The following is a 12,383-nucleotide window of genomic DNA, read 5'->3' as shown; positions in this document are numbered from 1 at the left end:
TATGGAAATCGGAGTGCTGTCGGCCGTGATGGCCGGCATTTGCTTGAGTGCCGCGGCCGGGCTGCGCGTGTTCATTCCCATCCTGGCGCTCGGCCTGGCCGGGCGCTTCGAGCTGCTGCCGCTGGGCGAACAGTTCGCCTGGATGACTTCCGAGCCGTTCCTGGTAATTGTCGGCGTCGCGGCATTGCTGGAGGCCGGCGCTTACTACGTACCGCTGGTCGACAACATGCTCGACCTGCTAGCCACACCTGCCGCCCTGGCCGGCGGGACGGTGATTGTGTCTTCCCTGCTGCCCGAGATGAATCCGATGGCGCAGTGGAGTGCGGCCGCGCTCCTGGGTGGGGGTACCGCCGGCATCGTGCAGGGTTCGACGGTGGTGGCCCGCGGGCTTTCGACCGCCTCGAGCGGCGGCCTGGCCAACCCGCTGCTGTCGACCGGCGAGACCGGGGGAAGCATGCTGGCCGTGGCGCTGGCGCTGCTGGTGCCGGTGTTCTTCGGTGTGGTCGTGATCATTGCCCTGGGGGCGCTGGTGGTCTGGGGCCTGAGTTGGCTCGCCGGGTCTCGATCGCGTGGCCGAGAGGGTGGCCTGGAAGATTGAACCGGGCCGTCCAGCCGAGTATCGCCGATGGCATGATTCGGGTGCTTGGCGCGTATTGGTGAGGAGAATGTGGAATCAGTCAGGAGAGTTGTTGTGATCAGGGAAATTCCAGTTCGTCGGGCGCTTGCCGCCTTGGTGATGGCCGCATGGCTGCCCATGGCAGCCCAGGCTGAACAGGGGCAGGCGGAGAAGTCCATTCTCGTGCTCGACGCCTCCGGCTCGATGTGGGGTCAGATCGAGGGCGAGCCGAAGATCGCGATCGCGCGGCAAGTCATCGACGACCTGCTCGATTCCATGCCGCCGGAACGTTACCTGGGCCTGAGCGCCTACGGGCATCGCGAGAAAGGCAACTGCGCCGATATCGAACTGCTGGTGCCGCCCGGCCCGGATACGCGCGATGCCATCCGCGAAGCGGTGGCCGGGCTGAATCCGCGCGGCAAGACGCCGCTTTCCGACGCCGTGGTCGCGGCCGCCGAGGCCTTGAAATACGAGGAGGAGAAGGCTTCCGTGATCCTGATCTCCGACGGGCGCGAGACCTGCGATCAAGACCCCTGCGAAGTGGGCCGGCGCCTGGACGAACTCGGCATTGATTTCACCGCCCACGTGGTCGGCTTCGATGTCGAGGACAGCGAGGACCAGGCCCAGTTGCGCTGCCTGGCCGAGAATACCGGCGGACGCTTTTTCAGCGCGGCCGACGCGAGCGAACTCTCCGATGCGCTCGAGGCAGTCAGCCAGCCCGAGCCCGAGCCGGCCGAAGCGAGCCTGACCGCACCGGAATCCGGCCTTGCCGGCGGCACGGTCGAGATCGAATGGACCGGCCCCGACGAGGAACGCGACTATATTGCGATCGCGCACAAGGAGGAGTCGGCCAACCGGCACATCAATTTCACCTACACCGAGGAGGGTTCGCCCCTGACGGTGACCCTTCCGCCGGAAGAAGGCGAATACGAGCTTCGCTACATCCGGCGCCAGGGGCGGCAGATCCTGGCGCGTGAGTCCATCACCGTCGAACCGGTCGAGGCCAGCGTCTCCGCGCCCGATTCCGCCCCCGCGGGTGAACACATCTCGGTCGAATGGCGGGGACCGGACTACGAGAACGACTATATCGCCATCACCCGGCCCGACGACCGGCCCGGCAAGCACATCAACTTCACCTACACCAGGGAGGGCTCACCGCTCGAGCTGGCGATGCCGCCCGAGGCCGGCGACTATGAAATCCGCTATGTCCAGCGCCAGGACCGCACCATCCTGGCACGCCGGCCCATTACCGTAGAACCGGTCGAAGCCAGCCTCACTGCGCCCGACACCGCCGCTGCCGGGGACGACATCACGGTCGAATGGCAGGGTCCGAACTACGAGCGCGACTACATCTCGATCACGCGGCCCGACGACACGGCCGGCAAGCACATCAACTTCACCTACACCGGGGAAGGCTCACCGCTCGAACTTCGGATGCCGCCGGACCCCGGCGAGTACGAGATCCGCTACATCCAGCGCCAGGACCGAACCGTGCTGGCGCAGCGCACCATCACCGTCGAGCCGGTCGAGGCGAGCCTGTCGGCGCCCGAGACCGCCGCCGCGGGCGATAGCATCACGGTCGAATGGCAGGGCCCGGACTACCAGCGCGACTACATTTCGATCGCGCGGCCCGGCGACAAGTCCGGCAGCCATATCAACTTCGGCTACACCAGCGAGGGCTCGCCGCTGGAGTTGACGATGCCGCCGGAGGCCGGCGATTACGAGATTCGCTATATCCAGCGTCAGGACCGCACCGTGCTGGCGCGACGCACCATCACCGTCGAGCCGGTCGAGGCGAGCCTGTCGGCGCCCGAGACCGCCGCCGCGGGCGATAGCATCACGGTCGAATGGCAGGGCCCGGACTACCAGCGCGACTACATTTCGATCGCGCGGCCCGGCGACAAGTCCGGCAGCCATATCAACTTCACCTACACCAACGACGGCTCACCGCTGGAACTGACGATGCCGCCGGAAGCCGGCGATTACGAGATCCGCTACATCCAGCGTCAGGACCGCATCGTGCTGGCGCGACGCGCCATCACCGTCGAGCCGGTCGAAGCGAGTCTTTCGGCGCCCGAGACCGCGGTTGCCGGGGATGACATCGCGGTCGAGTGGCAGGGCCCGGACTACCGGCGCGACTACATCGTCATCGCCAGGCCCGGCGCCGATTCCGGCGACCACATCAACTTCGCCTACACCAACAAGGGCTCGCCGCTCGAACTCGAGATGCCCTCGGAGCCTGGCGACTACGAGATTCGCTACATCCTGCGCCAGGATCGCAGCATCGTGGCGCGCCGGCCCATCACCGTTGAAGACAGCGATCAATGAGCGCAGACTGACCTTCATGAACGCAGAATCCCGGTCGGCCTGGGTCGTCTTTCTGGCCCACCTGCTGTTCGTGCTGGCCGCCTGGTCGGTGTTCATCAAGTACGTTTTTCCGGTTGCCTTCGCCCTGTCCAATGGCCTGCCCTGGCACGCGCACGTGTTCTGGGACCTTTGGCCCGTGGCTCATGTCTGGCTAGGCTGGGCGCTGCTGGCGCAGCCGTGGTACACGCGCTGGCTGGCGGCGGGCATGGCGGTGGTCGAGATCATCATCATCGTGACCCTGTTCGTGCTCTTCCTGGCGGAGCCGGAATGGTCGATCTGGCGAACGAACTGGTTCGTGAACAAGGTGTTCGTGCTCACGGCCTTCGCACTGATTCTTGCTACGGTGGTCTACAGGCCCGAACGCTTCGCCACGAGGTCGCAATGAGCATTCGCTTTTCACGTCGCAACGCAATCAAACTGCTTGGCGCCGGCATGGCGGGCGCCTGGCTCGCGCCGCAGCTGGGCCTTGCCCGCTCCAACGAACTGCTTCACAAGCCCATCCCCGGCGGCGGGAGATTGCCGGTGATCGGACTGGGCACCTGGCAGACCTTCAACGTCGGCAGCGATCCAAAGTTGCTCGATGACCGTACCGAGGTGGTGCGCGCGTTCTTCGAGCACGGCGGCGGGCTGGTCGACTCCTCGCCCATGTACGGCTCCGCCCCGGACGTGATGGGCCATGCGCTCGACAAACTCGGACGGCCCGATTCGCTATTTGCCGCCGAAAAGGTCTGGAGCCCGGCCGGCGGATCCACGCGCGAGCAGGTTGCCGAACTCGCCGAACGCTGGGGCGTCGAGCGCTTCGAGCTTGTGCAGATCCACAACCTCAGCGACTGGCGCGAGCACCTGGAAGTGCTGCAACAGATGAAGGCCGACGGCGAGATCGACCATATCGGCATCACGACCTCCCACGGCCGCCGACACGACGAGTTCGAGCGCATCATGCGCGACCACGATATCGATTTCGCGCAGTTGACCTACAACTTGACGCACCGCGAGGTCGAGAACCGGCTGCTGCCGCTGGCCCGGGAGAAAGGCATTGCCGTGATCGCCAACCGTCCCTACGACGGCGGCAGCCTGATCAAGGGTATCCAGGGCCGGCACGAAGTGCCCGACTGGGCGCGGGAGGAATTCGATTGTCGCAACTGGTCCGACTTCCTGCTGAAGTTCATCGTCAGCCACCCGGCGATCACCTGCGCCATTCCGGCCACGACGAGCGTCGACCATGTCATCGAGAACATGCGCGCCGGGCACGAGCCCATGCCGTCGCAGGAAATGCGAGAGCGCATGATTCGTCACGTCGAATCACTGTAGGGACGCGATGCCGGACTGGCAGTCCTATCGTCTCGAGGATTTCGTGCCGTTCACGGCGGAGGTCTACCTGCGCTTGATCGAACGCGCCAACGAGGCCTTCTGGCCCCTGCACTGGGCAACCCTCGCCCTGGGTGTAGTGGTTCTATTATTGAGTTTGCGTGGTCACGGTCGTCTTGCTCTCGCGCTTTTGGCGCCGGCCTGGCTGGCCAGCGCCTTCGTCTTTCACTTCGACCACTATGCCGAACTCAACTGGGCGGCATCATGGTTCGGCCGCGCCTTCGTCGTCCAGGCTATGCTTGTGCTGGTCGTGGCGGCACGCCCTGCCCTGCCCCTTGAAGAACGCAAATCCGGCTGGCCTGCAAGCATCGCTGGAACGGCGCTCGCCGCGCTGGGAACGGTCGGCTACCCGGTCGTCGCCGTGATCGCCGGATCGGGCTGGACCCAGGCCGAGTTCTTCGGTCTGCATTCCGACCCCACCGCCATCGCCACGCTCGGCATTGTCATGCTCGTTCAGCGCGGCATCGCTCAGGCTTGCCTGCTCGTGATCCCGGTTGCGGCCTGCCTGGTCGCAACCGCCACGCTGATCCCGCTCGAGCTCGCCTGGGCCCTGCTGCCGTTGAGCGCGGTCGTCGCCTGCTTCCTGGCGCTTGTGCTCGACGCCGTTATCCGGCGTCGAGCTGCCCCCGGGCGGCCGGCTTGACGTAGGTCAGCCGGACCGCCGGGTCACTTCCGAACGCGCAGGCGTTCGCTGCGAATGGCTACGATCAGCATCATCAGGGCCAGCAAGGCCATCGCCCATTGCGTCAGCGAAGGGACAGGCGCGGTGATGCCGGGCGGCTCGACGGGCGGCTCGCCGGTGGTCCCGCTTTGCACCTGCACGTTCTGCTGTGATTGGGCCGTACCGGCACCGAAGTTCAAGCCGCCGGAAGACGGCGCGGATACCGTCGCCTGATTGTCCACCGATACGACAGACGCCGGCATGATGGCCTGGTAGGTAAACTCCAGCGCGGTATTGGGGCCGAAAGTCGCGATTGTCGCCTCGAGCCCCGTCGGGTCGCTGGTGATGGACGGGCATACGGCCGTGCCCTGCGGGTTCGGAACGAAGCCCGAATTGCTGATATCGCTGCAGCTCACATTGACGTAGCCGCCGGGATTGGCCGGCAACAGCGCGGGCGGCAAGGGATCGACAAGCACCGCACCGTCGGCGGGCGCCGAACCGATATTGACCACCGTGACCGTGTAGGTAACGGTATCTCCGGGCTCGGCGATTTGCGGCGACACGGTCTTCTGGACGCTCAGTTCCGGCGCCGGCGGCGGGCAGCTGGTGGCGGAATCTTCCGCTGGAACCCAGCCATTCGGATCGTTCGGGGCGTTGAACTTGGCCTGGTTGAAGACGCAGCCGAACATGTTGGTCGGGTTGGCCAGTTGCGCGGTGATCACGAACTCGATGCTGCCCCCGGGCGGGAAGGTGTTGTCACCGACAGCACCCCACTCGTGGTCGATGTGCAGCGGGCTGGACAACGGCGACGTGGGGCCCGAGGCCGGCGTCTGTACACCCGGAACCACCGGCGTGGACGGACACTGGGCACCGCCGGAAAGCACGCTGCAGTCCACGCTGACAATCGAGGCGTTGACCCCGAAGGCATACGTCTCGTCAACGAAACGCGCGATATCCAGGGTTTCGCTGGCCGATGCATTCGTCAACGTGACGCTCCAGCTGATCTCGCCGCTGATCGGGATACTCGTGTCGGTCGCCGGCGGCAGGATGGCCTTCTCGATTTCCAGCGCGCCCGGTGTACACGGCGGCATGCCGATGTAGTGATCGACGACACTCTGCGGCGTCGACACCAGGTCGCCGGCGGCGTTGACATAGCTTGCCGTCACGTTGTTGCTGGTCAGTTCCGGGTCGTGGCAGCGGTTGAGGTGGACCGGCATGGTGAAAGGCACGATGTAGGTCAGCGTGCCTTCCGGCGCCAGCGGCACCTCGCTGTCTCCGCCGTGCAGGGCCGGATCGTAGCTGAGCGTGAACGTGTTGGTATAGCCCGTCGTGGTGAAGCTGCTTGCCACCTCATGGCAGGTCTCGCTGGCTGGCGCCGCGGTGCAGCTAATGCCCCAGTCGGACAGGTCGTTGCCGCTGTGCACGAAGCCGCTCGGTGGCGTGGTGGCCAGGCCGGGCAGGTTGAAGTTGAAGTCATTGAGGTCGCCGAGCGGAACGGCATTGACCGTGTTCGGATTGGTCACCTCGATCTTGTAAAACACCTCGGTGCCGTCGGTGATGAAGTCGACCGGCGATTGCCCGATGAGCGGCGTGCCCGCGGCCGCGTCGGCGGCGCTGGCGTAGGGGCCGGTCTTCTCGACCTCGATGAACGCCTGCGCTGAACCACCCGGACACACGTCAAGGCCGGTGACGGGCACCATGGCCTGCAGTCCGTTGTTGCCGAAGAACGGGTTACTGCCCGGGGTGAACGGCGGCGGCTCGGGTGGCGTCACCGGGCTGTAGATCGGGTCGTGCAGTGCCGGCGACGGCGACGCCTGCCCACTCAGATTAATCTCGGCGGTGTTGCTGCCCCAGCAGGTCGTGCGCGTGATGTCGACCGGCAGGGAAACGGTGACCGAGCCGCCCGGCGGCAATGAGTCGATCAGCGACGCAAAGCGGAAGTGGCTGCTGCTGGTCGAAATGATTCCATCGTTGAGCGCTGTTGGCGACGGACACAGACCGCCGGGTGAAGAGGTGCAGGAGAGCGCACCGAAGCTGTGGGCGAACGCCAGGCTGTGGTGCTCGAACTCGAAGTCCACGTCGGTGGCCGTGCCGGCCGAGGGCCCGGTGCTCAGGTTCGTGACCGTGACCTCCTGGACCCAGCTTGCATCGCCATTGCCGTCCAGGGACGGGTTTGCCGGGACTGACTCGGTGGTGAACTCGATATCGGCGACTTCACAGTTGCCGGGCACCTCGGTAACCACCGTGTCGGTATTGTCGGCCGGACCGGGTGGGACCTGGTCGGTTCCCTGCAAGCCCTGGACGCTGAACTCGAAGACCAGGTCGCGCACGCCGGACTCGGGCGCATCGACGCATACCGGGTCGCCGACGAGCACCTCGGCCCGGAAACGCATCACGCCACCGCCGGCCGGGCCGTCGAGCGTGCCGGGCAGGTTCGCCAGGAAGTCGCCGGTGGGAAAACCGGTCACCGGCGTATTGTTCTGCGGACTGGCGGGTGTCGGAATCGGGATCAGGCCGGTCGACGGACAGGTTTGCCAGGGCGCCGGCGAGGCGGGGAAAACCGAGCCTGGCGGAAAGCTGCCGAGTGACGCTGACAGACAATCAATGCTCAATAGCTCGGTATTCGGCAAGGTTGAACCGTCGGCGCCGTAGGGATTGTTGGAAACGCTCAATGGCGTCATGCTGCCGGCTTCGCCCCGGATCTCGATACCCAGGTTCAAGAGGTCGGAGGGCTGAAGGCCGAAGCTGTAGAGTTCGAACTCGTACTCGACCACCGATCCGGGCGTGGCCGTGGTCGGCGCCTCGACGATCTCGACGGCGTATTGCACGTCGGGCGGATACAGGAAGATATTGGTCGTGCTGCCGTTGGTCACATCGTTGCTGTCGGTCTCGGCTGCCGCGACATCGGCCGAAACGAGGAAATTACCGGTCGGCACCCCGACACAGATCGGCTCGCCGGCATTCGTTGAGGGACAGTGCACCTGCGTGTCGAAGTCGATCCGCGCCTGGCTGAGCGCGGGGATCTCGGGCAACGTGACGCTGAAGGTCTGTCCGTTGCGCACGAATGCCGCCGAAGGTGCAGTGCCCGATCCGGGTGGGCACACGGCCGGCCCATTCGGATTGGCGCCGGTAAGGGCCTGGCAGGTGGCGCTGTCTTCGAACGGTGTCTCGGCGATCGGGTGCTCGACCACCAGTTCCACATTGGTGGCCGTATCGGGACCGTTGTTTGAAATGGTGACCGAGAACGACTGCAGGTCCTGCGCCATGTAGGCGGGCTGGTCGCCGGTGACATTGACCACCAGGTCGACGTCCTGGGCGCGGCCTTCATCGGCGGTCAGGATACTTGCAAGAAGGACGATCGGAAGAATGACGGTCGCCTGGACCGAAAATGTTGTTGTGCGCACGTGACTCCCTCATGGTGCGACGACGAGTGCAGCATATGAAGTCCCGATGCGCCCGCCTTGCCGGTTCGAGTTGTTGGATGTTGCAATCGATACTACCCGGAACTCGGCGCACAGCCGGGTGTCTGCAGCAAGATTCGGACAAACGGTATCGGCCGTGCGACGTATGGAACCCTTCGGCCCCCCGGATACGAAAATCCCGGCGGGCGCCGGGATTCTCGATCATGCGTTTCGGTACGGAAGGGTCGAAGATCAACCGCCGCCGGTCGCGTCGTCGACTTCGTCCTCGGCCTCATCGGCCGCATCTTCCATGCTGTCGCCGGCCTCTTCCATGGCTTCGTCGATGTTCTCACCAGCTTCTTCGGCCGGACCCTGATCCTCACAGCCGGCCAGCATGCCAACCGAAAGCGCCAGCAGCAGCGCGAAGAGGACGTTGAAAATCCTGTTATTGATGAGCTTTCTCATGAGTTCATCCGCTCCTTTTATCCACAAGGGAAATTTAACAATCAACCAGTTGTTAAGTCACCAGCGTAGTCGTCCCTGCCGTCAATGTCCACAACACAGGTTAAAGACGAGGAGTCCTGTGGCATACTTTCGGGACAGTTACTCGAACCGTATTCGCTTGCATGGCAGATACCGATCAGAGCACGCCCGGTTGCACGATTTGCGGCAACGGCATCGATCCAGGGTTCAAGATCTCAATGGCGTTCCAGCCGATCGTCGACGCGAAGCAAAGAACGGTCTTCGCGCACGAGGCGCTTGTGCGGGGCCCGGCCGGCGAGCCGGCCGGCGTCGTGTTCGAAAAGGTCAACAATGGCAACCGCTACAGTTTCGACCAGGCTTGCCGCATCAAGGCTATCGAATGGGCGGCGAAGCTGGGCATGCAGTCATCCCTGAGCATCAACTTCATGCCCAACGCCGTCTACGAGCCGGAACGTTGCATCCAGACAACCCTGGAAGCCGCCAGCACGCACGATTTCCCGACCGACCGGATCATTTTCGAGATCACCGAAGGGGAGCGCATCGAGGATCCCGACCACCTCGACAAGATCATCCGCTACTACCAGGCCCAGGGCTTCCAGACGGCGATCGACGACTTCGGTGCGGGCTATGCCGGCCTGAGCCTGCTGGCCGACTTCCGCACGGATCTGGTCAAGCTCGACATGGGCTTGATACGCGACATCGACAGTCAGGCCAGCCGTCAGGCCATCGTCAAGGCAACACTATCGGTATGCGGCAGCCTCGGCATCCGGGCGATCGCCGAAGGCGTCGAAACCCGCGCGGAACTCCAGACCCTCAGGGGCATGGGCGTGGATCTGATTCAGGGATACCTGTTGGCGCGCCCGGCTTTCGAGGCCCTGCCAGAGATCGATTGGTCGGAGCTGGACTGAACCAACGGACATCGGGAATCCGTAACCCGGGCCATCCCGAACGAGGAGCGTTCCGCGAATGCTAAGACTGCTCGGCAACATCATCTGGTTCGTTCTCGGCGGTTTCTTCATGGGCCTGGCCTGGTGGTTCTACGGTCTGGTGTGCTTCATCAGCATCATCGGCATTCCCTGGGGCCGGGCCTGTTTCGTGCTCGGCAAGTTCATGTTCTGGCCGTTCGGGCGTGAAGCGGTCGATCGCAAGGCACTGACCGGCAAGGACGACCTGGGCACTGGCTGCCTGGGCGTGGCCGGCAACGTCATCTGGTTCGTGCTCGCCGGCATCTGGCTGGCCATCGGCCACCTGTTCTGGGCGCTGGTATTGTTTATCACGATAATCGGCATTCCCTTCGGCATCCAGCACGTCAAGCTAGCCGGCATCGCGCTGTTTCCGATCGGCAAGTCGGTGGTCCTGTCCGAGGTCGCCCATGCCACCCGTGCAGCAAACAGGAACTGAACCGGCTTGAACATCCTGCTCGATCTCGACGGCACCTTGACTGACCCGCGCGAAGGCATCACGCGCTGCATTCAGCATGCCTTGCGGCGGCTCGACCAACCCGTGCCTGAGCAGGAAAGGCTTCTCCACTGCATCGGCCCGCCCCTGCGCGAGAGCTTCGTGGCGCTGCTCGGCGGCGATGAATCGGCGGCCGATCGGGCCGTCGATTTGTACCGGGAGCGCTTCGGTCGGATCGGCCTGTTCGAGAACGGGCTCTACCCCGGCATTGAACAGGCCCTGGTCGCACTGCGCGACGCTGGTGCGCGCCTGTACCTGGCCACTTCCAAGCCGACGGTCTATGCGCAGCGCATCGTTTCGCACTTCGGTCTCGATGGCAGGCTCGAAGCGGTTTTCGGCAGCGAACTCGACGGCACTCGTGCCGACAAGTCCGACCTTCTGGCCTGGATTGTCAAACGCCTTTCGCTCGATCAAACCGACACCACCATGATCGGCGATCGCCGGCATGACATGATCGGGGCTCGGGCCAACGGCATTCTTCCCGTGGGCGTGACCTGGGGCTATGGCTCGCGCGGCGAGCTGCTGGAGTCCGGCGCAGCCCGCTTGCTCGACCGCCCCGGCGAACTGGCCGATCTGAATGCCGGTGAACCTGTTCGGGATCCGAGCTGGTAACCCGGCGGAGGTGACGTCATCGAGAAGTTCCTTCAATTTCTGTTCGAGCTACCGCCTGTCACCGTCTATATCCTGATCGGGATATTCTGCTGGACGGAGGCTGCGTTCTTCCTCGGTTTCGTCACGCCCGGGGAGCTTGCCGTGGTCACCGGCGGCATCCTCGCATCGCGCGGACAGATCGAACTGGGTCCCCTGCTGGCGGTCGTGACGGTTGCCACGATCACGGGCAACGCGACGGGTTTCTACGTCGGTCGACGCTGGGGCGGGAGAATGCTTGGATGGGCTCCGCTGCAGCGCCTGCTCGGACCCTCGATCCAGCGCGTGCAGGACTTCATGCGGCGACGGGGTGAATGGGCGATCGTGCTGGGTCGGGTATCGACTCCGACCCGCGTCATCGTTCCCTTCCTGGCCGGTGCTTCACAGGTTCCCTATCGCCGTTTCGTTCTGTTCGATATACCTGCGAGCCTGGTCTGGGCCGCGGTGTTCGGTACGCTCGGTTACTTGCTGGGGGAGTCCTGGGGCCTGATCAGGGAGTTGACCGGAACAGCGGCACTGCTGATCCTGATCCTGTTCATCCTGGCCCTGCTGATCCGCTGGGTTGCCGCTCGAATCGCAGCGAATCGTCGCCGGGTGCAGGCCCTGTTCCGGCTGACGCTCCGCTGGACGGGCACTCGCGGCATCGCTCGCGTGCTTGCGCCCGGATTCCGCTGGATGAGCCGCCGGCTGGATCCGCGCCTGGCCCAGGGGCTGAGCCTGACGCTCTGCTTTTTCGTGCTCCTGGCCGCGGCCGGCGGCGTCGGTCTGGTATTCAGCCAGACGCAGGCGGTTCAGGGCCTGGCCCTGATCGACTTTCCCGTGCTCGAGTGGATGGGCAATGTTCGAACGGACGAGGCCGTCTCTATCGCCCGCGGCGGACTACACGCGTTTCACTGGCCCGGCGTGCTGGCCGTGGCGATTCCGATGATGGGGTTCTTTCTGTGGCGCGCTGGATGGATCGCGGCGCTGCGGGTCGGCGTCGGGCTCGTGGGCGCTGCGGGCGGCGCCTTTCTCCTCGACCGCTTTGTGCTGGAGGGCCACGTCCCTAACGCGGAGTTCCCGTCGGTGCCGGTTGCGGTGGCAGCCGTTCTGTTGATCCACACCACGGCGTTGACGGCTCGAGCGCTGAGCTGGGCGTCAGCCGTGGGCTTTGCCGCCATCGGCACCTTCGTTCTCTGCACCGTCGCGCTGGGCACGATTGTCGCCGGCTGGGCGGCGCCATCGGGAATCGCGCTCGGGCTGGCGCTGGGACTGGCCTGGGCCGCAGCCCTGGAACTGCCCGGCACCGCGCTGAGGTCAAAGCGTGGGCCGGAACATGGGGAAATGGGCGGCCCACCCCCGCAGGATCCGGACGAAGCCTCCTCCGCCTGACGGCGGGCAC

11 protein-coding genes are annotated in these 12,383 nt (G+C 64.8%); 9 read left to right on the top strand and 2 right to left on the bottom strand.

The features are described from left to right. Position 1: 1 nt before the first annotated feature. From ACDC67_RS04800 to ACDC67_RS04780, 5 genes are all read left to right on the top strand, one after another. Positions 2-598, top strand: a complete 597-nt coding sequence (locus ACDC67_RS04800) for a DUF4126 domain-containing protein (RefSeq protein ID WP_376691063.1) — start codon at positions 2-4, stop codon at positions 596-598. Positions 599-754: 156 nt separating this feature from the next. Further along, a complete protein-coding gene (locus tag ACDC67_RS04795; RefSeq protein ID WP_376691061.1) occupies positions 755-2,944 on the top strand; it encodes a VWA domain-containing protein in 2,190 nt (729 codons plus the stop codon). 16 nt (positions 2,945-2,960) lie between these two features. Next, positions 2,961-3,368 carry a hypothetical protein gene (locus ACDC67_RS04790; protein ID WP_376691059.1) on the top strand — a complete coding sequence of 136 codons (408 nt, stop codon included), beginning with the start codon at positions 2,961-2,963 and terminating at the stop codon, positions 3,366-3,368. Continuing rightward, positions 3,365-4,294, top strand: coding sequence for an aldo/keto reductase (locus ACDC67_RS04785; RefSeq protein WP_376691057.1), 930 nt, complete (start codon positions 3,365-3,367; stop codon positions 4,292-4,294). The genes ACDC67_RS04790 and ACDC67_RS04785 overlap by 4 nt, the downstream gene beginning before the upstream one ends. A 7-nt stretch (positions 4,295-4,301) precedes the next feature. Next, positions 4,302-4,994, top strand: coding sequence for a DUF6064 family protein (locus ACDC67_RS04780; RefSeq protein ID WP_376691055.1), 693 nt, complete (start codon positions 4,302-4,304; stop codon positions 4,992-4,994). Between the two features lie 23 nt (positions 4,995-5,017). Here ACDC67_RS04780 and ACDC67_RS04775 read toward each other — a convergent pair whose 3' ends face one another. Continuing rightward, on the bottom strand, positions 5,018-8,416 hold the full coding sequence (locus ACDC67_RS04775) for a COG1361 family protein (RefSeq protein ID WP_376691052.1): 3,399 nt from the start codon (positions 8,414-8,416) through the stop codon (positions 5,018-5,020). Between the two features lie 249 nt (positions 8,417-8,665). Continuing rightward, a complete protein-coding gene (locus tag ACDC67_RS04770; protein WP_376691051.1) occupies positions 8,666-8,878 on the bottom strand; it encodes a hypothetical protein in 213 nt (70 codons plus the stop codon). 161 nt (positions 8,879-9,039) lie between these two features. Here ACDC67_RS04770 and ACDC67_RS04765 point away from each other — a divergent pair, with 161 nt between their 5' ends. Genes ACDC67_RS04765 through ACDC67_RS04750 form a run of 4 tightly spaced genes read left to right on the top strand, consistent with a single transcriptional unit; the run spans position 9,040 to position 12,373 of the window. Then, complete coding sequence (locus ACDC67_RS04765; RefSeq protein WP_376691049.1) at positions 9,040-9,804, top strand: EAL domain-containing protein; 765 nt, start codon at positions 9,040-9,042, stop codon at positions 9,802-9,804. A 58-nt stretch (positions 9,805-9,862) separates the two neighbouring features. Continuing rightward, on the top strand, positions 9,863-10,297 hold the full coding sequence (locus ACDC67_RS04760; RefSeq protein ID WP_376691047.1) for a YccF domain-containing protein: 435 nt from the start codon (positions 9,863-9,865) through the stop codon (positions 10,295-10,297). A gap of 6 nt (positions 10,298-10,303) precedes the next feature. Further along, positions 10,304-10,966 (top strand): HAD family hydrolase, encoded by a 663-nt coding sequence (locus ACDC67_RS04755; RefSeq protein WP_376691045.1) that lies wholly within the window; start codon positions 10,304-10,306, stop codon positions 10,964-10,966. An 18-nt stretch (positions 10,967-10,984) separates the two neighbouring features. Then, positions 10,985-12,373, top strand: a complete 1,389-nt coding sequence (locus ACDC67_RS04750) for a DedA family protein (RefSeq protein WP_376691183.1) — start codon at positions 10,985-10,987, stop codon at positions 12,371-12,373. The last annotated feature ends 10 nt before the right edge of the window (positions 12,374-12,383 follow it).

Origin of the sequence: Wenzhouxiangella indolica, from assembly GCF_042310355.1 — a bacterium.
Taxonomy (GTDB): domain Bacteria; phylum Pseudomonadota; class Gammaproteobacteria; order Xanthomonadales; family Wenzhouxiangellaceae; genus Wenzhouxiangella.
Note: the sequence above shows the minus strand (reverse complement) of the source record. Positions and strands in the feature narration are given on the sequence as shown.